This window comes from Psychromonas sp. CNPT3, assembly GCF_000153405.2.
In the GTDB taxonomy this organism is placed as follows: Bacteria; Pseudomonadota; Gammaproteobacteria; order Enterobacterales; family Psychromonadaceae; genus Psychromonas.
Genome location: NC_020802.1, coordinates 2,655,118 through 2,678,325, shown reverse-complemented (window position 1 = coordinate 2,678,325; position 23,208 = coordinate 2,655,118). Strand labels below are relative to the sequence as shown.

At 38.9% G+C, this 23,208-nt stretch carries 23 protein-coding genes and 1 riboswitch; of the genes, 15 read left to right on the top strand and 8 right to left on the bottom strand.

Features of this window, described 5'->3' with window-relative positions; all coding sequences use genetic code 11:
* Positions 1-366: 366 nt before the first annotated feature.
* The gene (locus PCNPT3_RS11815; protein WP_015466091.1) at positions 367-2,133 is read left to right on the top strand and encodes an Ig domain-containing protein; all 1,767 of its coding nucleotides are present in this window, start codon (positions 367-369) and stop codon (positions 2,131-2,133) included.
* A 303-nt stretch (positions 2,134-2,436) separates the two neighbouring features.
* Here PCNPT3_RS11815 and crp read toward each other — a convergent pair whose 3' ends face one another.
* Both crp and PCNPT3_RS11805 read right to left on the bottom strand, forming a co-directional pair.
* Entirely contained in the window at positions 2,437-3,075 is a 639-nt protein-coding gene (crp, locus tag PCNPT3_RS11810; protein ID WP_015466090.1) for a cAMP-activated global transcriptional regulator CRP, read from the bottom strand.
* 287 nt (positions 3,076-3,362) lie between these two features.
* On the bottom strand, positions 3,363-3,590 hold the full coding sequence (locus PCNPT3_RS11805; protein ID WP_015466089.1) for a YheU family protein: 228 nt from the start codon (positions 3,588-3,590) through the stop codon (positions 3,363-3,365).
* 133 nt (positions 3,591-3,723) lie between these two features.
* Here PCNPT3_RS11805 and PCNPT3_RS11800 point away from each other — a divergent pair, with 133 nt between their 5' ends.
* Positions 3,724-4,029, top strand: a complete 306-nt coding sequence (locus tag PCNPT3_RS11800; RefSeq protein ID WP_015466088.1) for a c-type cytochrome — start codon at positions 3,724-3,726, stop codon at positions 4,027-4,029.
* A 65-nt stretch (positions 4,030-4,094) separates the two neighbouring features.
* Here the strand turns inward: PCNPT3_RS11800 and PCNPT3_RS11795 are convergent, their stop codons facing one another.
* The 5 genes from PCNPT3_RS11795 to PCNPT3_RS11775 all read right to left on the bottom strand — a co-directional run bounded on the left by PCNPT3_RS11795 (position 4,095) and on the right by PCNPT3_RS11775 (position 9,568).
* Entirely contained in the window at positions 4,095-4,697 is a 603-nt protein-coding gene (locus PCNPT3_RS11795) for a peroxiredoxin C (RefSeq protein WP_015466087.1), read from the bottom strand.
* A 172-nt stretch (positions 4,698-4,869) separates the two neighbouring features.
* Complete coding sequence (gene menB / locus PCNPT3_RS11790) at positions 4,870-5,715, bottom strand: 1,4-dihydroxy-2-naphthoyl-CoA synthase (RefSeq protein WP_015466086.1); 846 nt, start codon at positions 5,713-5,715, stop codon at positions 4,870-4,872.
* A gap of 94 nt (positions 5,716-5,809) precedes the next feature.
* Positions 5,810-6,610 carry a 2-succinyl-6-hydroxy-2,4-cyclohexadiene-1-carboxylate synthase gene (gene menH / locus PCNPT3_RS11785; RefSeq protein ID WP_015466085.1) on the bottom strand — a complete coding sequence of 267 codons (801 nt, stop codon included), beginning with the start codon at positions 6,608-6,610 and terminating at the stop codon, positions 5,810-5,812.
* Complete coding sequence (gene menD, locus PCNPT3_RS11780; RefSeq protein ID WP_015466084.1) at positions 6,597-8,312, bottom strand: 2-succinyl-5-enolpyruvyl-6-hydroxy-3-cyclohexene-1-carboxylic-acid synthase; 1,716 nt, start codon at positions 8,310-8,312, stop codon at positions 6,597-6,599. The genes menH and menD overlap by 14 nt, the downstream gene beginning before the upstream one ends.
* An 11-nt stretch (positions 8,313-8,323) precedes the next feature.
* Positions 8,324-9,568 (bottom strand): isochorismate synthase, encoded by a 1,245-nt coding sequence (locus PCNPT3_RS11775; RefSeq protein ID WP_015466083.1) that lies wholly within the window; start codon positions 9,566-9,568, stop codon positions 8,324-8,326.
* Positions 9,569-9,701: 133 nt separating this feature from the next.
* On the opposite strand from PCNPT3_RS11775, the gene menA reads away from it, so the two are divergent.
* The 4 genes from menA to PCNPT3_RS11755 all read left to right on the top strand — a co-directional run bounded on the left by menA (position 9,702) and on the right by PCNPT3_RS11755 (position 15,016).
* Entirely contained in the window at positions 9,702-10,622 is a 921-nt protein-coding gene (gene menA, locus PCNPT3_RS11770; protein ID WP_015466082.1) for a 1,4-dihydroxy-2-naphthoate octaprenyltransferase, read from the top strand.
* A 186-nt stretch (positions 10,623-10,808) separates the two neighbouring features.
* Positions 10,809-12,902, top strand: coding sequence for an elongation factor G (gene fusA, locus PCNPT3_RS11765; protein ID WP_015466081.1), 2,094 nt, complete (start codon positions 10,809-10,811; stop codon positions 12,900-12,902).
* Between the two features lie 317 nt (positions 12,903-13,219).
* Complete coding sequence (gene dmeF, locus PCNPT3_RS11760; RefSeq protein WP_015466080.1) at positions 13,220-14,155, top strand: CDF family Co(II)/Ni(II) efflux transporter DmeF; 936 nt, start codon at positions 13,220-13,222, stop codon at positions 14,153-14,155.
* A 423-nt stretch (positions 14,156-14,578) separates the two neighbouring features.
* Positions 14,579-15,016, top strand: a complete 438-nt coding sequence (locus tag PCNPT3_RS11755; RefSeq protein WP_015466079.1) for a MarR family winged helix-turn-helix transcriptional regulator — start codon at positions 14,579-14,581, stop codon at positions 15,014-15,016.
* Between the two features lie 7 nt (positions 15,017-15,023).
* On the opposite strand, the gene PCNPT3_RS11750 is transcribed toward PCNPT3_RS11755, so the two are convergent.
* Entirely contained in the window at positions 15,024-15,494 is a 471-nt protein-coding gene (locus PCNPT3_RS11750; RefSeq protein WP_015466078.1) for a PaaI family thioesterase, read from the bottom strand.
* An 82-nt stretch (positions 15,495-15,576) separates the two neighbouring features.
* Between PCNPT3_RS11750 and PCNPT3_RS11745 the strand changes: the two genes are divergently transcribed.
* The 9 genes from PCNPT3_RS11745 to thiH all read left to right on the top strand — a co-directional run bounded on the left by PCNPT3_RS11745 (position 15,577) and on the right by thiH (position 23,190).
* Entirely contained in the window at positions 15,577-15,873 is a 297-nt protein-coding gene (locus tag PCNPT3_RS11745) for a DUF134 domain-containing protein (protein ID WP_015466077.1), read from the top strand.
* A complete protein-coding gene (locus PCNPT3_RS11740) occupies positions 15,870-16,265 on the top strand; it encodes a NifB/NifX family molybdenum-iron cluster-binding protein (protein ID WP_015466076.1) in 396 nt (131 codons plus the stop codon). Before PCNPT3_RS11745 ends, PCNPT3_RS11740 begins: the two co-directional genes overlap by 4 nt.
* Positions 16,266-16,291: 26 nt before the next feature.
* Positions 16,292-16,489 carry a (Na+)-NQR maturation NqrM gene (nqrM, locus tag PCNPT3_RS11735; protein WP_015466075.1) on the top strand — a complete coding sequence of 66 codons (198 nt, stop codon included), beginning with the start codon at positions 16,292-16,294 and terminating at the stop codon, positions 16,487-16,489.
* Between the two features lie 134 nt (positions 16,490-16,623).
* A riboswitch (TPP riboswitch) is annotated at positions 16,624-16,727 on the top strand.
* A gap of 76 nt (positions 16,728-16,803) precedes the next feature.
* Positions 16,804-18,780: a phosphomethylpyrimidine synthase ThiC gene (gene thiC, locus PCNPT3_RS11730; RefSeq protein ID WP_015466074.1), complete on the top strand. Its 1,977-nt coding sequence runs from the start codon at positions 16,804-16,806 to the stop codon at positions 18,778-18,780.
* Positions 18,781-18,799: 19 nt separating this feature from the next.
* On the top strand, positions 18,800-20,311 hold the full coding sequence (thiE, locus tag PCNPT3_RS11725) for a thiamine phosphate synthase (RefSeq protein WP_015466073.1): 1,512 nt from the start codon (positions 18,800-18,802) through the stop codon (positions 20,309-20,311).
* Entirely contained in the window at positions 20,305-21,069 is a 765-nt protein-coding gene (locus PCNPT3_RS11720; protein WP_015466072.1) for a HesA/MoeB/ThiF family protein, read from the top strand. The genes thiE and PCNPT3_RS11720 overlap by 7 nt, the downstream gene beginning before the upstream one ends.
* Positions 21,054-21,254: a sulfur carrier protein ThiS gene (gene thiS / locus PCNPT3_RS11715; protein ID WP_015466071.1), complete on the top strand. Its 201-nt coding sequence runs from the start codon at positions 21,054-21,056 to the stop codon at positions 21,252-21,254. Before PCNPT3_RS11720 ends, thiS begins: the two co-directional genes overlap by 16 nt.
* The gene (locus PCNPT3_RS11710; protein WP_051043805.1) at positions 21,217-22,035 is read left to right on the top strand and encodes a thiazole synthase; all 819 of its coding nucleotides are present in this window, start codon (positions 21,217-21,219) and stop codon (positions 22,033-22,035) included. Before thiS ends, PCNPT3_RS11710 begins: the two co-directional genes overlap by 38 nt.
* Positions 22,036-22,038: 3 nt before the next feature.
* Positions 22,039-23,190 carry a 2-iminoacetate synthase ThiH gene (thiH, locus tag PCNPT3_RS11705; RefSeq protein WP_015466069.1) on the top strand — a complete coding sequence of 384 codons (1,152 nt, stop codon included), beginning with the start codon at positions 22,039-22,041 and terminating at the stop codon, positions 23,188-23,190.
* Positions 23,191-23,208 lie beyond the last annotated feature (18 nt).

Below are 23,208 nucleotides of genomic sequence, written 5' to 3'. Positions count from 1 at the left end.
ATAGATTCTTCTTTGGTCAATAAAAATAGAGATGTGATCACTCAGGCCATTTGTTATTGCTTGTTCTTGGCCGACGGTTATTTTTGTATTTAGATAATGCGATTGTTAAGGCGGATACCAAAACGTATAAAGAAAATATTTTTTACTCCGCAAATAGTGTCTGTGGAGGCGAAAAGTCGGTTGGATAATTTTGATGAGGCTTGTACTGCTGGTTATAGTAATTTTGATAATTACTCAGGTATTAACTCAGAGGAGTGATTCATAAAATTTTAGTTTTTGAAACTTACAAACAGAAAATATAAAATGCAATAATTTTTTAATATTGTCAAATTATTCGCGTTTACTTGAATTTTAGAAGGAAAATCAATGAAATACATCGCATTCATGTTTATTGTCTTATCATTTGTTCTGAGTGGTTGTAATGATGATACAGGTTTACTCAGTGGAAGCTCTACCGAAGTTGGACTAAAAGCTCTTCCTGAAGAAGCCTCTATTCCTGTTGGGCTATCGCAAGCGTATAAAGCGCAGGCCATTTTTGATGATGGGCACACTACCGACGTAACGACACATGAAGAATTGCATTGGATAAGCAGTGATGAAAACATCGCAACTATTGATGAAAATGGGGTTGCTCGAGGTATTAATGAAGGGAAAGCGTGGATCACAGCTCAAGGGATTTACCATGGAGAAACATTTACGGTAAAAAATTCACTTAACGTCACATTAATTGGTATTGAATCGGTACTTATCAATGGTGATAGTGAAATAAATGCAGGCTTAAGTATTACTCTGACTGCTACAGCTATCTTAGAAGATAAGACGCAGCATCTAATGAGTAATGATGGTAAGGAAGTTATTTGGACAATTGTATCTCAAGCTGGAAGCGGTGCTGTTATTGATCCGAATACTGGGGTGTTAACAACGACGTCAGAATCTATTGGATTGATTATAATAGAAGTAACAGGTGTATCACATGCTTGGGAGGGATCGATAACCAAAGAAATTATGGTAAAAGGTCTTGAAGTAGTTAAAGCGAGTATTTCTTCAAATATAGATGTTGTGACAGCGGGTTTACCTGTCCTTTTTTCAGGGGATCTTTTTTGGTCTGATCACTCTACAACTTCGGTTTCTAATGATGGCACTATGGTCACTTGGAGTATAAACCCCACTTCAGAAGCGACTGGCAGTATAGATCCAGATACTGGTGTTCTAAGTACTGACTCGAATTCAAATGGCGAAATAACAGTAGTCATGACGGGCACATCAGATGCTTGGAGGGAGAGTGTAGAGAAAACAATCAGAGTGAAAAAGGTAATAGTTCATGAATTAAATGTGTCTTCTGATAAGGATATTGTCGACAATGGAGAAACTCAACAATTTGTAGCTACATTGACTTTGTCTGATGGGTCATTGCATATAACCACTGCGACTGGAGGTGAGGTGCAGTGGTCTATTAAAAGTTTAGATGAAACGAGCGTTGATATTTGTAAGGGAACAACTATCGATCCAAATAGTGGGATTTTAAGTGTATCTACATATTGTACAGGTGCTATCACAGTGCAAGCAGAAGGCACTTTTAATGATCAGCTTTTAAAAAGTAGTAAAAAAGTGACTGTATTTATGCGAAAAATTGATAAGTGCGGAGGAGTCGTTAACGATATGACGGATGGAAAAGGCACTTGTTTGAAAGTAGTAGTAACAACAGATAATTCATTATATAGCGCGCCGCCAAGCATTAACATTTTAAAGAAACTCGGTTATTTACAAGTAGAAGGAGAGAGTGGCGGAAGAACTTATGCGAAACTTGATAATGAAAATTTTGCATTAGTTAATCAAATGGGTGGAAATGTGGATGGTATCGCTGGTCAGTATGATCGTTGGTGTACCGAGTTAAAAAGCATTATGTTCGCTGGAAAAAGTACCTGGCGCCGGCTCGATTACAATGATCTTAATTATATATATGAAAATAAAGGTCCTCTGGGTACAAAGTATAATTGGCCTGTATTTGAACAAAGTTGGAGTGATAGTATAGATGGTCCTGGTACGTACAGTACTCGCAATTTTGAATCTGGGGAAAGAAGGGATAGTTACCCAGAAAAGCAACATTATGGGACCTGTGTAGCACCCGAATAAAAACATCAAAAATTATATTTATTAAAAAAACAGTGTTGAGGTGTGTTATGTATTTAATTTAGATGCATAACCATCTCTTTTATGACGAGTTTAAAGGCTAAAACTTTTAATAAAAATAGCTTTGTGGTTTGGTTTTATTGCTTATAATTTAAATTTCAAATTATTAAGGTTTTATAAGACAAAAATTCGTAGATAGAGTGGGAAAAGACAGAGAAATTGAACTTACTTAGAATGATGTGAGCATATTAGAAAAAGTGTAAAGCAGTTAAATATTAAAAAATCATATTTAACTGCCTTTTATCTTTAGCGGGTACCAAAGACAACGATTGTTTTACCGTGTGCAGAAATAAGACCCTGCTCTTCTAGCATTTTTAGAATTCGGCCTACTGTTTCGCGAGAACAACCTACAATTTGGCCAATTTCTTGACGAGTGATCTTGATTTGCATGCCATCGGGATGAGTCATTGCATCTGGTTGTTTCGCAAGATCAAGCAGCGTATTTGCAATACGTCCGGTTACGTCTAAGAAAGCAAGATTACCTACTTTTTGGCTCGTAATTTGTAAGCGGTTTGCCATTTGTTGTGATAAACGCATTAAGATCTCAGGGTTAACTGTGATCAATTGATTGAATTTTTTATAAGATATTTCGGCCACTTCACAAGCTGATTTAGCTTTAACAGAAGCACTACGAATAGGCTCTTCCATTTTATCAAAAAGGCCTAGTTCACCTAAAAAATCACCTTGATTTAGGTAAGATAAAATCATTTCTTTACCGTCTTCATCTTTAATAACAACGGCAACAGAGCCTTTCACGATGAAGTAAAGAGTGTCTGCTTTTTCACCTGCATGGATAAGCATGCTTTTGGCTGGGTATTTATGGGTGTGACAGTGAGATAAAAACCATTCTAACGTAGGATCGGTTTGAGGTTTTGTGATTATCATAAAATTCCCTTAGTGGTATGAATAGCTAAAAGGCTATTTCTCATTATTATTGAGAGAGAGTAACTTAGTTTTAACTGAAAACTGATTGTATCTCTTTTAACTAGTACAGATAACATTTATAGTTTGTTATTATCCAAGAAATTAGATCTTTGTCAAAAACCCTACAAAAAATAAGATTTAATTTGATTTTTTCAGTGGAAATATAACGAATAACAGTTTTATTTAAGATGCCCCATATTTTTATTTATTGTCCTATATAAATATTTATCGTTCAGTGTTATTTGAGATTAATATTTATTTTCATTTAGTTGGTTTTTATGGATCAAAGTAATGCTTTCATGTAGCTCTGAATAAAGAATAAGAATATCGCCCATTTTCAGTTGGCGTAGTACTTGTTGTCTTTTTTCACTTAAGCTTATTTCATGCTCCCCATAATCGGTTCCTTCTCGCAAAATAAAGTGTTCGATTAAGTTATGTAGTGTTTCTGTTTCTAAATCTTGGTAATTTATTTGCACAATGGGTAATATCCTTAACAATAATGTACAGTTATTAATAAAATGGCCTATAAGGTATTTTGATGTAAATTATATCGCAAAGTAAAGAATAGATTTTAAATATGATCGTTGTTATGAAAAATAAGGATATTTAATGCAAAAATATATATACACAATATTAATATTACTCCTCCCAATGTCTGTTTTCGCAGGAGATATTAATTTAGGTAAAGAAAAATCGGCCATGTGTGTAAGTTGTCATGGGGTGGAAGGGGTATCAATGGTACCTATATATCCTAATTTAAAAGGGCAAAAAGAAGCTTATCTTGTTGGCGCTTTAAAGGCTTATAAATCGGGTGATCGTAAAGCGGGAATGGCGGCTATTATGGCGGGACAAGCAATGGCTTTAACGGCGCAAGACATTGATAATTTAGCTGCTTATTACAGTTCATTAAAATAGAGTACAGAAACAAAAACAGCCTCGAAGAGGCTGTTTTTAGACTTTTATAATCAATATTTTATTGCTTATAAAGCGTCTGCATTTTCGCTGAGATATTTAGCAACACCCGCTGGGCTTGCATCCATGCCTGCTTTGTCTTTAGACCATTGTGCAGGACAAACTTCACCGTGCTCTTCATGGAACTGTAGAGCATCAACCATACGTAACATTTCATCAATATCACGACCAAGAGGCAGATCATTAACAACTTGATGGCGAACTACACCGTTTTTATCAATTAAGAAAGAACCACGTAATGCAACACCTGCTTCAGCAAACTCAACACCGTATGCTTGGCAGATTTCATGTTTTACATCAGCAACAAGAGGATACTGAACAGCACCAATACCGCCATCATTGATAGCAGTGTTACGCCATGCATTATGCGAGAACTGTGAATCAATTGAAATACCAATTACTTCAACACCACGTGCTTGGAATTCACCAAAACGTTTATCAAAAGCGATTAATTCAGATGGACATACAAAAGTGAAATCAAGAGGGTAGAAAAATACAACCGCTTCTTTACCTTTTGTAAATTCTGCAAAGTTAAAGCTATCTACGATTTCGCCATTGCCAAGTACAGCTGCAGCTGTGAAGTCTGGTGCTTTTTTTGTTACTAATACCATGTGAATTTCCTATTTTGTAAGAAGAGTTGGATCATCTTCATATTAACGTACATATTTATACAAAGATGATGCAGGAAAGTATAGGCAGAATCGAATTGTTTAAACCAATTAAACTGATAGTTTTTTTCTATCAATACTTTTTGGTTCTGCTATTGCTGGTTATCTTCGCCATTTATGGGTTGCGGGCAAAAGGGCTAAAATCAGGTTTACGTTTTTCATTAAAGGCATTACGCCCCTCTTGACCCTCTTCTGTCATATAAAAGAGCATAGTTGCATTACCTGCGAGCTCTTGCAGGCCCGCTTGTCCATCACAATCTGCATTGAGTGCAGCCTTCAAGCATCGCAGTGCCATTGGACTATTTTGGAGTATCTCTCTGCACCATTTTACCGTTTCTTTTTCAAGGAAGTCTAAAGGCACTACCGTATTGACCAGCCCCATATCTAAGGCTTCTTGAGCGTCGTACATGCGGCATAAGAACCAGATCTCACGTGCTTTTTTCTGACCGACGATACGTGCCATATAACTTGCGCCCCATCCCCCATCAAAAGATCCCACTTTAGGCCCTGTTTGACCAAATTTCGCATTGTCAGCCGCGATAGTTAAATCGCACATCATATGTAAAACGTGTCCACCGCCGACGGCATAACCGGCAACCATTGCAATAATAGGTTTAGGGCAAGTGCGAATTTGGCGTTGTAAATCTAAAACATTAAGGTGCATTCCGCCTCCCATCTCATCTTTATAACCGCTATCGCCACGAATACTTTGGTCGCCTCCAGAGCAAAAAGCAAGGGGGCCTGCGCCCGTTAAAATGATAACGCCAATGGATGCATCGTAACGTGCATCTTGTAAGGCTTGCATCATCTCATTCACAGTGTGCGGGCGAAAAGCATTACGTACTTGTGGGCGATTAATGGTTATTTTAGCGATGCCATCTGCTTTATGGTAAAGAATATCACTAAAATTTAATTCACTTTTTTGCCAACTAATTGGCGCATAAAAATCTACATCAGTCATGGGATCTCAACTTGGTTATTTTAATTTATGATGCCGAGTCAGAAAGCTTTGCGATCTTATTTTAGCGTCATAAAAGAAGTATTCTAAAGGTTATCTACATGGCGTTTAATTTATTTCCATGTAAACATTCAATAATTAAATTGGCATACGTTAAAGGGGAGTGTAAATGAATGTTGTGTCCAGCCCCTATAAACTCCGTGCGTTTAATATTTTTTATGGCGGTAAACGCTAAACTTATGTCTTTAAATTTGGCATCGTTTTCACCGAAAAAATAATAAATTGGGAGGGTGGTATTTTGTAAAAAATCCAAGGCATTATGTTGTTTTCCTAAACTAACTGCTAAAAGCATGGAAGCTAAGGGGACTCCATAATTATCAAAGCGTCTATCGACCATGATTTTTTTGTCTGGATAGCTAAGATCTTTAAAAATATCTTGTTCGTACCATGCCGATAAAGTTTCATGAAGAGGCTCTGTCGCAAAACGTTTTGCCCATTGTGCATCATGAATAAAGCGTTGCTCTTTGTCGGTTTGAGAGATTAATCCATTATGAGTGGATTCAAGAAAAAGATGTTTTAAACGTTGATCATTTTGAGTGCGAGCGTAATCAAGTGCAATGCGCCCCCCCATGGAGTAACCAATAAAGCTATATGCTTGTATATTTAGCGTGCTGATGACCTGTTTTATCAGTTTATGACAATGTGTAAAGCCATTACCATCTTCACTTTCTTGTACTATCGACTTTCCATGTCCAGGAAGATCAATACAAACACAATAAAAATGCGCTTTAAGGTGCGTCACAATGGGATCCCAATCGTGGTTATTACCTAAAAAACCATGTAAAAAAATGAGCGTTGGTTTGTTGCTATCACCGTATTGCTGACTAAATAGAGGCATCGTTGATTAACTCCTTGAGTTGCTTAATTTGTTGTACGCATTGCTTATTTTCAATTTGTATCTCAATAAGAGAGATCGAACCTTGTAGGGCGCTTTGATAATTTTCAGAAAATATTTCTAGGCTATTGGGGCAATAATACGCTATCGAAAATTGCTGGCAACTTGCCCTAAAATCTAGCCCATGTGGTAACTGATAAAAGTCTCTTTTTTGGGCATTGGGAACGGGCAGTAGATTAAAAATAGATCCGCCATCATTATTAAGGACAATAATAATAAAAGGTGTACTTAATTGTTTCAATAGCGCTAAAGAATTAAGATCATATAAAAAAGAGGTATCACCAATTAACAGTGTGCTCGTTAATTTTTTGTGTTTCGCAACGCCGATAGCACTGGCGATGATCCCATCAATGCCGCTGGCACCGCGGTTGCTGTAAATTTGGCAACGCTGGGTTGGCATGAACATATCAGCGAGGCGGATAGGCATACTATTACCAATAAATAAGGGCGAATTTTCAATTAACAATTTATCTAATGCACCCACAACCCCTATTTCACTTAAGCCAAGGTTGCTTACAAAAGGTTGTAGGATGTATTTATGTAATCGATTATGTTGCTCTTTGATGCGTTTTAACCAATCAGCATCAAGAGGGAGAGTGATGGGGCTATATTTTTTAAGCCATTGTATTGGGCTGCAATTAAAACGAAAGTTGACCCGATGTAGTGCATCAATACGCTGTGTTGAGTCAGCAACAAGCCAATATTGACCGCTAAAGGAGGCGATAAATTGGGATAAGTTTGTACTTAGCAATTGCTCTCCAAATTGTATGACGATATCGGCTTCTTGTAATAATGTTAGCCAGTTATTTTGTGTGATCAGTAGATCATAAGCGCATAAGTTAGTTAAGTTACCTGCTTGCGAAGATTGTATATCGGCAAGCAAGGGATAGTGCATCTTTGCTGCAAAATGAGCGATATCTGTGCTTTCTTCTTTATTTTTCATGCGCGCCATCACGATCAATACTTTTTTATGGCTGATGTCGACATGTTCAACAAGGTCGCTTTGCATGTTTGGTCTTTGCGTAAAAGGTTTGGTATCGTTTAGCCAGTGTTGCAAGGGCGCTAAATAATCGTGGTAATTAGAAGCATCGTCTTGCGGGTAAAAAGGCGCCGCAAAAGAAAAGTTAAAATGAATCGGGCCACATTGCTGTTGCTGTAATTGCAAACCTTGGTGCAGGGTTGTTAATAAAAAATTGGGGCTGATCGCAAGTGTTGGAGTAGGAATTTGCGCAAAGAAAAGTGGATAATGAGAAAATATACGGTGTTGGTCAATCGCTTGATTTGCACCACAATCGAGTAATTCGGGAGGTCTATCAGCGGATAACACAATAAGGTTAATGTTACTTTGCTTTGCTTCTATGATGGCGGGATATAAATTAGCAACTGCGGTGCCCGATGTGGTGATAATGGCGACACTCTTTAGACTTGCAACACTTAACCCTAGCGCTAAAAATCCTAAACCACGCTCATCAAAATGCAGGTGTATGTGTACGTTTTTGTTAGCTGCTGCCATTAATGTTAGCGGCGTTGAGCGTGATCCCGGCGCAATACAAAAATCAGTTACGCCATGGCGAACCAATTCTTCGATGCACAGTTTTGCCCATAATAAATTGATATTCGAAGTATTGTCGGTGAATTTCGCCATTTGTTCTCTTTTTATGTCGCTAAAAGGGTTAAAATAGTCTGGATTTTATGATCGAGTTCTTGCCATTCTTGGCGGGCTTTTGAGCCTTTAACAATCCCTGCCCCTGCAAATAATTTAATGCTTTTATTGGCAATTAAGGCACTTCGGATTGCCACACTAAAATCACTTTTGTGCGCGTCAATATAACCTACCGTACCAGCATACCAGCCTCGTGGATAAGATTCATGATCTTCGATAAATTGTAATGCTAATTTTTTGGGTAACCCGGCAACAGCAGGGGTTGGATGTAGCGTTTCTAATAGTTTTTTTGTTGTCGTTTGTGGGTTTAAGGTGGCGTGAATGGGTACACAAAGGTGCTGCACTTTATGTAATTGCATCACATAGGGTAATTCGCACTGCACTTGTGCATTGAGGCATTGCAGCCCACTCACAATAAAGTTTTGTACCAAAGTGTTTTCTCTTTTAATTTTTTTATCGTTCAGCAATTGTTGTGAGCGTTGCTTATCTTCGTCTGGTGTTTTACCGCGGGCTACCGTTCCTGCAAGTGCCTCTGTTGTTAATTGTTGCTTATGTTTACTAAACAGGCGCTCTGGAGAGCATCCAATAAAGACGTGTTTATCGGAAAATTGAAAACTAAAGAGAAAGTTATTGACGTTGGCTTGCTGGTATTGATGGAGTAAATCAGTGCTATTGATGATGTTTTTGCATTGTAAGGTACTTTGTCTTGATAAAACAACTTTGGATATTTTATCCTGACAGAGACTTGCCTGTTTAACGAGCTCTTCCCATTTATGTTTTGAGGGAATATCTTGACGCGAAACAATACTATTCGCCATTTTGTGTAGAGCTCTTGGAGGTTGTAATTTATTTAATAGATGTAAACACTGTTGAATGCTAAATGTCCCATTAAAGTGACAGGTTAAAGAGTATTTATTATTTTCTTTTTTAAAAACGATGGCAGGGCGAATAAAAAGAGTACCTGGAAAATCATTCCATTGTGTCACTTTTTCATGAAAAGCTAATCCACCGATATATAAAGCATCGTTTTTTACGTCTGGGATCTGTTGATGAGTTTCAATCGCGCCAAAACAAAGCAGATTTTGTTGTTGCTCTTTATCATGCCAATATATAGCAGGGAAAATGTTCTGTTGTGCTTTGAGAATAGGTAACAATGGTAGCGCTTGAATAGAAATTGATATATTTGATGTAGGGGTGTTCCCCATTGTAATAGCAAAATTTTCTAATGCAGCACGCATGTTTTTTATGCCTAACTCGAAATGTAACTTAGTCTTTTGCATCGCGTGTTTATATATTTATAGATTGATGTTTGTTAATGTAACGTGATTACACTCGTATAGCTAATCTAGCGTATTAATTTTGGATATTTAGATGAATAAATTTTCTGTTTGGATCAGCGTACTACGCTTACGAACTTTACCACTGGCAAGCTCTTCTATTATTATTTCCGGCGCGATTGCGTTGCAACTGCATATTTTTAATATTTTCATTTTCATTTTATCGCTAAGTACTGCGTTGTTATTGCAGATATTATCGAATTTAGCCAATGATTATGGCGATGCAAAAACGGGTGCGGATACGGAATTACGTTTAGGTCCTCAGCGCGCAATGCAAAAAGGCGATATATCACAAAAAAGCATGGAAAAAGCCATAATCAGCACCTTGGGGTTTACATTAATTTCAGGTTTTAGTTTGTTGTTGTTAGCTTTAGGTGATGATGTTTTTAGTTGGATGTTATTTTTAGGGCTAGGCGTACTGGCGATTGTGGCGTCGATAACTTATACCATGGGACGATATCCTTATGGTTACCGCGCAATGGGGGATATTTCTGTTTTTCTTTTTTTTGGTTTACTCGGCGTACTCGGTGGCTTTTATTTGTATGATTTGAGTTTTAATAGCATGGCGATTTATCCCGCCTGTAGTATCGGCTTATTTTCGGCAGCTGTTTTAAATATTAATAATCTGCGCGACTTTGAAGCGGACAAAAGAGCCAATAAGATTACACTTGTGGTGTTATTAGGGAGAGATTTAGCGTTTAAATACCATTTATGCTTAATTTGTATGGCGCCATTATTGTCTATCGGTTATATTCTCAGTTTAGAAGAGGCGCATCTTTGGCAATATATCTTTTTATTGGTAATAAGCCCCTTAATCAAAACAGCAATCGCATTGCATAGAACGTTGCAAGATATTCCTAAAAATGGCCTCATTTTTAATGAGCAGTTAAAAAACACTGCATTAACAACCTTTGTATTTTCACTTTTATTTGCATTAGCAGTGATCCCACAATAAACGTTATATGTGAAGAAAAGAGTTTTCTTGCTTGTTTTACAATCTTTTTGTATAGAAATACACAAAATTCGTTGAAAAAAGCAACAAATTTCACTTTTTTACAAATTCTGTGTTCTGTTTAACGACAAGCTTGGGTATAATACGCGCGGAATATTGACTACGATTTTTACTAACAGAGTATAAAAAATGACAGACTTATCTAAATACAGAAATATTGGTATTTTCGCGCATGTTGATGCGGGTAAAACCACGACGACCGAACGTATCCTTAAATTGACTGGCCAAATCCATAAAACGGGTGAAGTACATGATGGCGAATCAACTACTGATTTCATGGAACAGGAAGCTGAGCGCGGTATTACTATCCAGTCTGCTGCTGTAAGCTGTTTTTGGAAAGAGCACCGTTTAAACGTTATCGATACTCCTGGACACGTTGATTTCACAGTTGAAGTTTACCGTTCATTAAAAGTACTTGATGGCGGTATCGGTGTATTCTGTGGATCTGGTGGTGTTGAACCTCAATCAGAAACTAACTGGCGTTACGCGAATGACTCAAAAGTAGCACGTATCATTTTCGTAAATAAATTAGACCGTATCGGTGCTGATTTTTACCGTGTAGTTAAACAAACAGAAACAGTACTTGGTGCTAACCCATTAATCATGGTATTGCCAATCGGTATTGAAGATAAGTTTGTTGGTGTTGTTGATTTGCTTACTCGTAAAGCATGGATATGGGATGACACAGGTCTTCCAGAAAACTATGAAGTAACTGATGTTCCTGCGGACATGGTTGATAAAGTAGAAGAATACCGTGAGCTACTACTTGATACTGCTCTTGAGCAAGATGATGACTTATTAGAAGCGTACATGGAAGGTGAAGAGCCTTCTATTGAAGATATCAAACGTTGTATCCGTAAAGGTACACGTACATTAGAATTCTTCCCTACGTACTGTGGTTCTGCATTCAAAAACAAAGGTGTACAAAACATCCTTGATGCTGTTGTTGATTACCTACCGGCTCCAAATGAAGTTGATCCTCAGCCACTTACAGATGAAGAAGGCGAACCTACGGGTGAGCACGCTATCGTTTCTGAAAACGAAACATTTAAAGCGTTAGCATTTAAAATTACTGATGACCGTTTTGGTGCACTTACTTTCGTACGTATCTACTCAGGTACACTTAAGAAAGGTGATACGATCATGAATGCTGCTACAGGTAAAACTGAGCGTGTTGGTCGTATGTGTGAAATGCAAGCAGATGATCGTAACGAGCTTACTTCAGCAAAAGCGGGTGATATCATCGCTATCGTTGGTATGAAAACTAACGTACAAACAGGTCACACATTATGTGATCCAAAACACCCTGTTATTCTTGAAGCAATGGTGTTCCCTAACCCAGTTATCTCTATCTCTGTAACGCCTAAAGATAAAGGTTCAACTGAGAAAATGGGTATTGCTATCGGTAAAATGGTTGCAGAAGATCCAACGTTTAAAGTTGAAACTGATATCGATTCAGGCGAAACAATCCTGTCTGGTATGGGTGAGCTTCACTTAGATATCAAAGTAGATATCTTAAAACGTACTTATGGTGTTGATTTGATCGTTGGCGAGCCTCAAGTTGCTTACCGTGAAACAATCACACAAGAAATCGAAGATTCATACACACATAAGAAACAGTCTGGTGGTTCTGGTCAATTTGGTAAAATTGATTACACTATCAAACCAGGTGAGCCTGGTACTGGTTTCGTATTCACATCAGTAGTTACTGGTGGTAACGTACCTAAAGAGTTCTTCCCAGCGATTGAGAAAGGCTTTAAAGGCATGATGGATACAGGTGTTCTAGCTGGCTTCCCAGTACTAGACGTTGAAATCGTACTTACCGATGGTGGCTTCCACGCCGTGGATTCATCTGCAGTAGCATTTGAACTTGCAGCACGTGGTGCATTCCGTCAGTCTATCCCTAAAGCGGGTGCACAACTTCTTGAGCCAATCATGGCTGTAGATGTATTTACTCCAGATGATCACGTTGGTGATGTTATCGGTGATCTTAGTCGTCGTCGTGGCATGATCGCAGGTCAAGAAGCTGGCGTATCGGGTGTTCGTATTAAAGCTGATGTACCTCTTTCTGAAATGTTTGGTTATATCGGTAGCTTACGTACAATGACATCAGGTCGTGGTCAGTTCTCTATGGAGTTCAAAAACTACATGCCTTGTCCAAGCAGTATTGCCGAAGGCGTTATTGAAAAAGTAAAAGAAGAAAAAGCTGCAGGTAAAAAATAATATTTTTTAGCTAAGCTTCAACCCCAGCGACGTCAGTCTCTGGGGTTTTTTTATACCTAAATTTTGGTTATCAGCCCTCTGATAGTTCAATTTAGTTTCCCCTATTACATTCGTTCTAATATCTCTTCGCGTGACAATCCATAAAAAAAAATTATCTGCTATTGAATGCTATCTGTGCAAATTTGGTTATTTTTCTAACTGATTGCTTATTAATCATTAATGTTAGATCTGATATTTTTGTTTATTTAGATAGATAAAGTCGTTTGATTAACATATAGTTCGCCCATCAAACTATATATTCATAATAGGATCATAAAATGACCAAGCACCTCGAAACGTCAACGTTAAAAAATTGGCAACACAGTCATGACTTTAATCAGCAGGATAAGCGAGGAGAGCGTAATACTCTTTACGTATTAATTTTAACGTTACTGACAATGATTGTAGAGATTGTAGCGGGTACTTTTTATGGTTCAATGGCTTTGCTTGCTGATGGTTGGCATATGGGTACGCACGTTGCAGCTTTTTTGATCACCTTATTTGCTTATTATTATGTGCGTAAACATAAAGAAACCAATAAGTTTGCCTTTGGGCCCAGTAAAGTCAGTGTGTTAGCGGGTTACACCAGTGCTATTGCATTATTATTGGTGGCAGTGATCATGCTCGTTGAATCGGCAATGCGCCTGTTTAGCCCACAAACTATTCGTTTTGAAGAAGCGATTTTTGTGGCCGTTATTGGCTTAATTGTTAATATTATTAGTGTTTTTTTATTAAAAGGCGATCACCACCATCACCACGATCATCATCACGGAGAGGTTCATGAACACCATCAGGATCATAACTTACGCGCAGCTTATATACACGTTCTCGCGGATGCATTAACGTCTATTCTTGCCATTGTCGCTTTAGTGTTAGGGAAATATTTAGGCTTTAAGTTTTTAGATCCCATCATGGGTATTGTTGGCGCATTGATCATTAGTCGCTGGGCATGGGGGTTGTTATCGCAAACGGGGCCCATTTTACTCGATCAAAGTATTGATGCGCATTATCAGAAAGAAATTATTGATTGTATTGAAAATGAGAAACACCAACATGTGAGTGATATTCATATCTGGAAAGTGAGTAGCGATCATTATGCGGCTATCATTTCTATTGTTTCTGTGACGCCTTTAAGCGTAAGCGATTATAAAGCGCTTTTAATACCCTTTAAGAAGTTAGCGCATATTAGTATTGAGGTTAACAGCGCACAATAAAGGTAAGGGCATCTCTCCCCTTGATACTTAAATATGTAAAATAAAAAAGCAAAATTAGCCTTGGTTTTTGGTATAAAATCAAAATAAGGCGCTACCTTTGGTCGCTATTATCGTGTGTTATACCAAAGGAATTAATATAGCTTCCATGTATTGCGCAGGAAAAATTAACACTAGCAAGGCATGAGTTGTAGGAGATAGTTGTTCTCACTTCAAAACTCACAACGCAGGTAGGGATAATTTCAACAAGCAAGACGGATCACCTTTTTAGTTCCTTTGGTATTATCTAAGGCTAATTGGAGAATGTTTAGTATTTGCTCTGCGCGCGACTTAAGGTTCCATGATAAAGTAAGCTCTTGATTTTCAGAGGTGAGTATTTTTCGTGTTGAAGGATAGATTGACCTTATTTGATAGGAACGTGCATAAATGAAATCACAGACACAAGCATTAAATCATGCCCTTATTGAGTTCTATGAAAAATTATCGGCTTGGGAATTAAAAATAATTAAAGGCAAAGGGTTATCGTTAGGCCTAATACATGCTCTCGAAATTTTAGGGGCATTTGGTAGTATGCCGATGAAAGCGCTCGCCGATAAAATAGGGATCACCATGGGCACGTTAACGGTGCAAATTGATAAAATGGTAAAAGCGAATTTAGTGACGCGCATCCCACATAAAACAGATAGACGTTCTATTTTGGTGTGTTTAACCGCATCGGGTAAAAAATTATTTGATGAGCATGATGCCTTACATTTACAACTAACAGAGCGTCTAACTTGTTCGTTTGAGGCGCAGGAGTTGCAATTGTTGACCTCTTTTCTTGATAAGATCAATACCAATTTTAGTAAAGAAGTAGTGGATTAAAACGTCTCTATTTATTACTTTGCATAAAGCGCGCTTTAGCGGTTGCCATTTTTACGCCATCAACATATAAGCTCGCTTCAACTTTATATAAAACAGAATATGAAGACGTTATTTGGCTTTGGATAAGAATATCTTTATTGATAGGCACTTCATTTAAATAACGAATTTGTATATCACCAGTGACCGCTTGTACGCCTCGATGGAAAATAGCATTGCACATACCCGCATCGAGTAATGCAGCTAAATATCCCCCATGTAAGATCCCCTGATAGCCTTGTTGATGGCACGTACCTTTTGCTTTTGTCCATATTTGGTTATCGTTATTACTGTAAAAATTAAGTTTTAAACCCAGTGGTGCTTGCATGCCACACATCATACACTGCTGGTGACTAGGCTCTTTTGCAATGGCGACTAAGTTCAAGTCCACTTTATTTTTAAAAGTATTGCGCAGCAGGGTTTGTAATTCAAGCTTACTCATCAGTGTATCCTAAAAATTAGTTATTGGCATATGCCAATAACTTGCGTAGTATAACAGTTGCACTCCTTAAGAGGTATTAAAATTGCGACCTAAAATAAAACGACATATTTGCCCTGAGCGAGGGGCTACATTTAAAGCTTTTAAACCCAATGGTATTCCCTTATCAAAATTAAAAAAAATAGTGTTGCAAAAAGATGAATTAGAAGCAGTGCGCTTAGTCGATATGGAGGCGCTCTCACAACAAGATGCTGCTTTGCAGATGCAGATATCAAGGCAAACCTTTGCCAATATATTAAAAGCATCACGCAAAAAAATAACGTCAGCATTAGTGCTTGGAGGCGCTTTATTTTTAGAAACCAAAGAAGGATATGAGCAATGAGTTATGTTATCGCGTTAACAGGCGGAAAACTCGCCCCTCGATTTTCAAAGGCAGAAATATTTGAATTTTATAATACGCAGAAACGTAAAATAGCGGTATATAAAAACCCTGCTTTAGATGTTTCGGGTTGTGCGGGTAAGAGGTTACTGGTTAACTTATTAATTGAGCGTCAATGTAAAACGGTTATTGTGCGTAAAATTGGTGAAAATACGTTGGCTAAATTATTACAGGCATCTATTCAAGTGCAACAAGGTAATACGCGCCATAACATCGATCAATTACTTGATGATGCTATTTTAGAGACGAATTTATTAACTGATGCATCGCAAGGTGTTCCTAAAAAATGTAACGGTCATACTGAGCATAAAGGCTGTAAGGGTCATGCAGGTTAATCCATTGCTATCATTAGGAGATAAATATGTTATTTATCAGTAGTTTTTTGGTTTTTATTAGTTGTTTTTTTTTAATGGCTTTAGGCGTTATATTTAGTCATAAAAGGTTACGAGGAAGTTGTGGGGGACTCTCTTCTATGGGAATAAAAAAGGCCTGTAATTGTGCGGATAAATCAGCAATGAAAAAAGATCTTTATCAAATACAAGAGCCAACTATAAAATAAATTGTTAATAATAACTGAAAAAACGCGGTATAAATAAAGCTTAATTTAGAGAAATGAGTAATGTTTTTTAAGTGTTGCGCGTTTATTTCATGTGTATTTATGTTGCTGTACGTCTGCCTTGAGACTATACTGCGCACTTCTTGTCGGAGTGCCTTAGGGCTGAGATCACAGATTATATGTGGGATCCGTGGAACCTGATTGGGTTAATACCTGCGAAGGGAACAGGTCAAAGTTGCACTGCCTATGTGCAACTTATACTTACCACACAAAATTCGACAAGCATTCTTCTCTCTCTGAATAAGGTAAAGATTGCTATGTCTCAAGAATTAAAAAGTACCCTAGAAACAACGCCACGAACACAATTGTCACGCCGAGAGTCACGAAAAGCGGCTGAAGATTACTTAAAAAGTTTAAATCAAAAAGCCTATCCCCGCTCAGAAAAAATATTTATTGATGCAAAAATCCATCCCATTAAAGTCGCTATGCGCCAAATTAATCAAGATGATACTTTAATTGGCGGTTCAAAAGAGACCCCTATTTTTGAGAAGAACGAAGGGATCCCCGTTTATGATACTTCGGGTGCATATACGGATGAAAGTGTTGTTATTGATATTTATAAAGGCTTACCTCGACTACGAGAAACATGGATAGCCGGGCGTAATGATGTACAAACACTGCACGGCCCAAGTTCTGAGTTTGCCCGCCAACGTTTAGATGATGACAGTTTAGATAGTTTACGTTTTGAACATCTACCTCAGCCTTTACGTGCAAAAAAAGGCCGATGCGTGACGCAAATGTATTATGCGCGCCAAGGTATTATTACGCCGGAAATGGAATATATTTCTATTCGTGAAAATCAAGGTCGAGAGCGTATTAAAAATGAAGCGTTACACCGCCAACATGCAGGAAATAGTTTTGGTGCAGATTTGCAGAGCAATATTAGCGCTGAATTTGTTCGTCAAGAGGTCGCCGCTGGGCGCGCTATCATCCCTGCTAATATTAATCATCCGGAAACGGAACCGATGATAATCGGGCGTAACTTTTTAGTCAAAGTGAATGCTAATATTGGTAATTCTGCGTTGTCTTCATCGATTGAAGAAGAAGTGGAAAAATTAGTCTGGTCGACGCTTTGGGGGGCGGATACGGTAATGGATCTGTCTACGGGTCGTAACATTCATGAAACGCGAGAATGGATCTTACGTAACTCACCGGTGCCCATCGGCACAGTACCTATTTATCAAGCGCTTGAAAAAGTGAAAGGGGTCGTTGAAGACTTAAACTGGGAAGTTTTTCGCGATACTCTTATTGAGCAAGCAGAGCAAGGTGTGGATTATTTTACTATTCATGCCGGCGTATTACTGCGTTTTGTCCCACTGACCGCGCAGCGCTTAACGGGGATTGTGTCACGAGGTGGCTCAATTATGGCTAAATGGTGTTTGACTTATCATGAAGAAAACTTTGTTTATGCTCATTTTCGTGAAATTTGTGAAATTTGTCAGCAATATGACGTGGCTTTATCATTAGGTGATGGTCTACGCCCTGGCTCTATTGCAGATGCCAATGATGAGGCGCAGTTTAGCGAATTAGAGATTTTAGGTGAGCTCACTAAGGTGGCTTGGGAGTACGATGTACAAGTTATCATCGAAGGTCCGGGGCATGTGCCGATGCAAATGATAAAAGAAAATATGGACAAGCAATTAACGGATTGTTTTGAAGCGCCTTTTTATACATTAGGGCCTTTGACGACAGATATTGCGCCCGCTTATGATCATATCACCTCAGCGATTGGCGCTGCTCAAATCGCTTGGTATGGCTGTGCGATGCTGTGTTATGTTACCCCAAAAGAGCATTTAGGCTTGCCCAATAAAGACGATGTTAAAATAGGGCTGATAACCTATAAAATAGCAGCTCATGCCGCAGATTTAGCCAAGGGGCATCCTGGCACGCAAATACGTGATAACGCACTTTCAAAAGCACGCTTTGAATTTCGCTGGCAAGATCAATTTAATTTAAGCTTAGATCCCGTAACTGCCCGTCTATACCATGATGAAACGTTACCGCAAGAGTCGAGTAAAGTCGCTCATTTTTGCTCGATGTGTGGGCCTAAATTCTGTTCAATGAAAATAACACAAGATGTACGAGAATTTACTAAAAAGTTAGAATCGGGTGAAATATCAACCAAAATATTAGATCCGAGTATCAGTCAAATCGCGCAGAAAGGTATGCACGATAAAGCGTTACAATTTAAGACAAGTGGCGCGCAAATATATCAACAAATAAATGTTAAGTAATGTTTAAGGTAAAGATTATATGAAGAATACAGTATGCAGTTTGACCTACTCAGACGTTAATATGTTCGAGGGTGTGCACAGTGATATACAAACTGTTATCGCATTAGGCGCTACGCCTTGCCATGTTAATAGTGCCATTCATGTGCAAGATGTCTTAATGGAGGGAGTGTCGGATAAAATATTTAGTGCACAATTAGATAGTATTTTCGCAAAAGACGCACCTGCTGTGCTCAAAATAGGCTTTTTAGCAAGCCGCGAACAAGTACAATTAGTCTGTAAAAAGATACAAGATCAAAAAGCCCAACAGGGTGATAATGCGTTTGTTTTATACACGCCAAGTAAGCTTGATTTTGATGTAGAAGGGCGCCAAGAAGCGTCCATTCATGAATTGATCAAAACGCATCTATTGCCTCTGCTTGATTTATTAATTGTTAATGCAAAAGAGGTGTTTAGTTTTTCGGGGCACATGCTTATTACGCCACAATCATTATCTGAAAGTACACAAGCCTTACTAAGTAAAGGCTGTAAAAGCGTGCTCATATGTGGTGGTGATTTAGACTTTATGGATGGGCGTTGTGTCGATTATTACGCAGATGGCACGCGCACTATTGCATTAAGTAGCGCGCGCTTAAACGTCTTAAACGTCTTAAACGTCTTAAATGTGGCATCTAAAAAGGCGATTTTAGGCAGTGCCCTGGCAAGTGCGTTAGCCTTAGAATACGTACTAGAAGACGCCTTTGTTATTGCTAAAGCCTATTTAAATCGTTATTTAAAAGACGCTAATAAAGAAAACTTTTGTGCGTATTCGCGTGCGTGGCCTGATCTTAAAGAAGATTTTCCAACGTGGGTGAACGTCGAGTGCGATATTGATGATGAGCTTACATTAATGGGCGCATCAAATTTAGACTTTCCAAGTTGTCAGACCTTAAATTTAGGTTTATATGCGGTGATGGACTCCTTATTTTGGCTTGAAAAAGTCCTAAAATGTGGCGTTAAAACAGTGCAATTGCGTATTAAAGATAAAAAGCCTGAGCAAGTTGAAGAGCAGATAAAGCAAGCTATTATCTTGGCAAGATCATTCGATGCGCGGTTGTTTATTAATGATTATTGGCAATTGGCTATCAAACATGGTGCTTATGGGGTGCATTTGGGTCAGCAAGATATTGACAGTGCCGATCTTCGCCTTATTTCGGATGCCGGTTTACGTTTAGGGCTCAGTACGCACGGCTACGCTGAGATATTACGCGCGCAGCAGTTTAATCCGAGCTATATCGCATTGGGCCATGTTTTTGCTACACAAACCAAAGACATGCCGAGCGCCCCCCAAGGTTTAACGCGTCTTAAACAATATGTCGATTTATTATCAGGTACGCCAACGGTTGCCATCGGTGGGATCAATTTAGTGCGCGCACCGGCCGTTTATCAAACCGGCGTCGGCAGTGTTGCGGTTGTCAGTGCTATCACTGGCGCCTCCGATATCGCGGACGTAGTGCAACAATTTAAGCAAATGCAGCGGAGCTCATTATGTTAAGCGATCCGGAAACGTTACGTTATAGCAGCCACCTTTTATTAAAAGATATTGGCGGCGCGGGCCAACAAAAATTAAAGAGTAGTAAAGTGCTTATTATTGGCATGGGAGGGTTAGGCTCCCCTGCTGCATTATATTTAGCTGCCGCTGGGGTGGGCACCTTGGTTATTGCTGATTTTGATGTAATAGAGTCGAGTAATCTACAGCGCCAAATCGCTTATAGTAGCCAAGATATTGGTAAGCATAAAGTATTAGCGATGAAGGCCCGTTTAGAGGCGCTAAACCCGCATATACGCATCCGCAGTATTAATAAAGCGATGCATGAAGAGCAATTATTGATTGAGCTTACCATGATCGATTTAGTGCTTGATTGCACGGATAATATGAACGCTAGGCAGTTGATCAACCGCGCCTGTGTGCAAACTAAAACCCCTTTATTGGTAGGTGCTGCCATTCGCATGGAAGGTCAGTTGATGTTCTTTGACAATCAGAGCGCAGACTCTGCTTGTTATCATTGTCTTTTTCCCACAACTGAAGAGCAAGCCTTAAATTGCAGTAACTCGGGGATTGTCGGCCCCGTGGTGGGCATTATTGGCACGATGCAGGCGTTAGAAGCCATTAAGTATATTGTCGGCTTACCTTTAGCACTAAAAAACAAACTCAAACTCTTTGATGCAAAAACATTAGATTGGCAAACCTTTGCGATTCAAAAAAACAATCAATGCACGGTGTGTGGAGGCAAAACATGCAGATCAGAGTAAACGATCAGTTGATGCAAGTTGATAGCGATTTGAGTATTGAGCAGTTACTCATTTTATTAAAAAGTGACATTGGTGGTCATGCTGTTGCCATCAAGCAAGAAGTGATCTCTCGGCAGCAATGGGCGCATTATAAACTTCAAGATAATGATGTTGTTTCTATTTTTCAAGCAATTGCAGGTGGGTAAAGTGAACAAAGATAAACTGGTAATAGCAGGTAAAACATTTACGTCGCGTCTATTAACGGGCACTGGTAAATTTAACGATCAAAAAACCATGCTTAAAGCATTGCAAGCTTCGCAATCCGAGTTGGTGACAATGGCCTTAAAGCGCATAGACTTGCAAAATAAAGGCGATGATATTTTAGCGCCTTTGATAGCGCATGGTATGCAACTTTTACCGAATACATCCGGCGCCCGTGATGCAAAAGAGGCTGTTTTTGCAGCCCAGCTTGCGCGTCAAGCACTGCAAACTAATTGGGTTAAATTGGAGATCCATCCGGATCCTAAATATTTACTGCCGGATCCAATAGAAACCTTAAAAGCCGCTGAAATGCTGGTAAAAGAAGGTTTTATTGTTTTACCCTATGTGCATGCTGATCCTGTTTTATGCAAACGTTTAGCTGAAGTTGGCTGCGCTGCCGTCATGCCATTGGGCGCTCCAATCGGCTCAAATAAAGGCATTAAAACAGCTGATTTTTTAGAAATAATTATTGAACAAGCAACCGTACCTATTATTGTCGATGCAGGCCTTGGCGCGCCATCGCACGCTGCCCTTGCGATGGAAATGGGAGCCGATGCTGTTTTAGTTAATACTGCTATCGCGACCTCCGGCGATCCTATATTGATGAGCCGCGCTTTTGCTAAAGCGGTGCAAGCAGGACGTGAGGCATATTTAGCGGGACTTGGAGGGCAAAGCCAAGTTGCCTGTGCATCTAGCCCTTTAACTGCATTTTTAGAGGTGGACTAGAAAATGAGCTTTAGTGAGAAAATAAAGGATTATCAATGGGATGATGTGCGTTTATCTATTTACGCAAAACGCGCGGTGGATGTGCAGCGCGCATTAGGAAAGTCCAAATTAGACTTGGAAGATTTTAAAGCCTTACTCTCTCCTGCAGCGGAGCCTTTTTTAGAGAAAATGGCGATGAAATCACAGAAAATAACGTTACAACGATTTGGTAAAACGCAGCAATTTTATATCCCTCTGTATTTATCGAATATGTGCAGTAACATTTGTACCTATTGTGGATTTTCGATGCACAATGCGCTTCGTCGTAAGACGTTAGATTTAGCGGAGATTGAAGAAGAATGCATCGCCATAAAAAAAATGAATTTTGAGCATATTTTACTCGTCGCGGGAGAGTCTGAGCGAAAAGTAGGGGTGCCTTATTTTAAGCAAGCCTTAAGCGTTATTCGTAAATATTTCTCGCATATTAGCCTCGAAGTACAACCGTTAGACGTTGATGAATATACTGAGCTTATTGAGCATGGCATTGATGCGGTTTTAGTTTATCAAGAAACATATAATGCCCCCACGTATGCAGAGCATCACCTAAAAGGTAAAAAAAGAGACTTTAAATATCGTTTAGACACCCATGATCGCTTAGGCGTTGCGGGTGTGCAAAAAATGGGATTAGGGTGTCTTATTGGCCTTGAAGAGTGGCGTACTGATTGTTTTTATGTGGCAGCGCATTTACAATATTTAGAGAAAAAATATTGGAAAAGCCGTTATACTATCTCTTTTCCAAGGTTGCGTCCTTGTGCCGGTGGTGCTGCTATCAAATCAGTGATGGATGACAAACAATTACTGCAATTGATCTGTGCTTATCGTTTATTTAATAATGTGGTTGAATTGTCATTATCGACGCGAGAATCCCCCTCTTTTAGAGATAACATATTAGCGCTAGGTATTACTTCTTTAAGTGCAGGATCAAGTACGCAGCCTGGAGGCTACGCAAAAACGAGTGTGAAAGCGTTGCAACAGTTTGAAATATCAGATGATCGTAGCCCACAAGAGATGGCGGCCCAAGTAAAAAAATTAGGTTATGAGGTGGTTTGGAAAGACTGGGAACAGTGTTTATCAGGGCCTCTACGCGCGATCAACGATAATGAGGCGCGCCATTAAAATAAAAAGAGAGCAATA

What these genes read in the sequence shown, in the direction of transcription:
- PCNPT3_RS11815 (WP_015466091.1), top strand. Translation starts at nt 367, where the DNA reads ATGAAATACATCGCATTCATGTTTATTGTCTTATCATTTGTTCTGAGT.
- crp (WP_015466090.1), bottom strand. Translation starts at nt 3,075, where the DNA reads ATGATAATCACAAAACCTCAAACCGATCCTACGTTAGAATGGTTTTTA.
- PCNPT3_RS11800 (WP_015466088.1), top strand. Translation starts at nt 3,724, where the DNA reads ATGCAAAAATATATATACACAATATTAATATTACTCCTCCCAATGTCT.
- PCNPT3_RS11795 (WP_015466087.1), bottom strand. Translation starts at nt 4,697, where the DNA reads ATGGTATTAGTAACAAAAAAAGCACCAGACTTCACAGCTGCAGCTGTA.
- menB (WP_015466086.1), bottom strand. Translation starts at nt 5,715, where the DNA reads ATGACTGATGTAGATTTTTATGCGCCAATTAGTTGGCAAAAAAGTGAA.
- menH (WP_015466085.1), bottom strand. Translation starts at nt 6,610, where the DNA reads ATGCCTCTATTTAGTCAGCAATACGGTGATAGCAACAAACCAACGCTC.
- menD (WP_015466084.1), bottom strand. Translation starts at nt 8,312, where the DNA reads ATGGCGAAATTCACCGACAATACTTCGAATATCAATTTATTATGGGCA.
- PCNPT3_RS11775 (WP_015466083.1), bottom strand. Translation starts at nt 9,568, where the DNA reads ATGCGTGCTGCATTAGAAAATTTTGCTATTACAATGGGGAACACCCCT.
- menA (WP_015466082.1), top strand. Translation starts at nt 9,702, where the DNA reads ATGAATAAATTTTCTGTTTGGATCAGCGTACTACGCTTACGAACTTTA.
- fusA (WP_015466081.1), top strand. Translation starts at nt 10,809, where the DNA reads ATGACAGACTTATCTAAATACAGAAATATTGGTATTTTCGCGCATGTT.
- dmeF (WP_015466080.1), top strand. Translation starts at nt 13,220, where the DNA reads ATGACCAAGCACCTCGAAACGTCAACGTTAAAAAATTGGCAACACAGT.
- PCNPT3_RS11755 (WP_015466079.1), top strand. Translation starts at nt 14,579, where the DNA reads ATGAAATCACAGACACAAGCATTAAATCATGCCCTTATTGAGTTCTAT.
- PCNPT3_RS11750 (WP_015466078.1), bottom strand. Translation starts at nt 15,494, where the DNA reads ATGAGTAAGCTTGAATTACAAACCCTGCTGCGCAATACTTTTAAAAAT.
- PCNPT3_RS11740 (WP_015466076.1), top strand. Translation starts at nt 15,870, where the DNA reads ATGAGTTATGTTATCGCGTTAACAGGCGGAAAACTCGCCCCTCGATTT.
- nqrM (WP_015466075.1), top strand. Translation starts at nt 16,292, where the DNA reads ATGTTATTTATCAGTAGTTTTTTGGTTTTTATTAGTTGTTTTTTTTTA.
- thiC (WP_015466074.1), top strand. Translation starts at nt 16,804, where the DNA reads ATGTCTCAAGAATTAAAAAGTACCCTAGAAACAACGCCACGAACACAA.
- thiE (WP_015466073.1), top strand. Translation starts at nt 18,800, where the DNA reads ATGAAGAATACAGTATGCAGTTTGACCTACTCAGACGTTAATATGTTC.
- PCNPT3_RS11720 (WP_015466072.1), top strand. Translation starts at nt 20,305, where the DNA reads ATGTTAAGCGATCCGGAAACGTTACGTTATAGCAGCCACCTTTTATTA.
- thiS (WP_015466071.1), top strand. Translation starts at nt 21,054, where the DNA reads ATGCAGATCAGAGTAAACGATCAGTTGATGCAAGTTGATAGCGATTTG.
- PCNPT3_RS11710 (WP_051043805.1), top strand. Translation starts at nt 21,217, where the DNA reads ATGTTGTTTCTATTTTTCAAGCAATTGCAGGTGGGTAAAGTGAACAAA.
- thiH (WP_015466069.1), top strand. Translation starts at nt 22,039, where the DNA reads ATGAGCTTTAGTGAGAAAATAAAGGATTATCAATGGGATGATGTGCGT.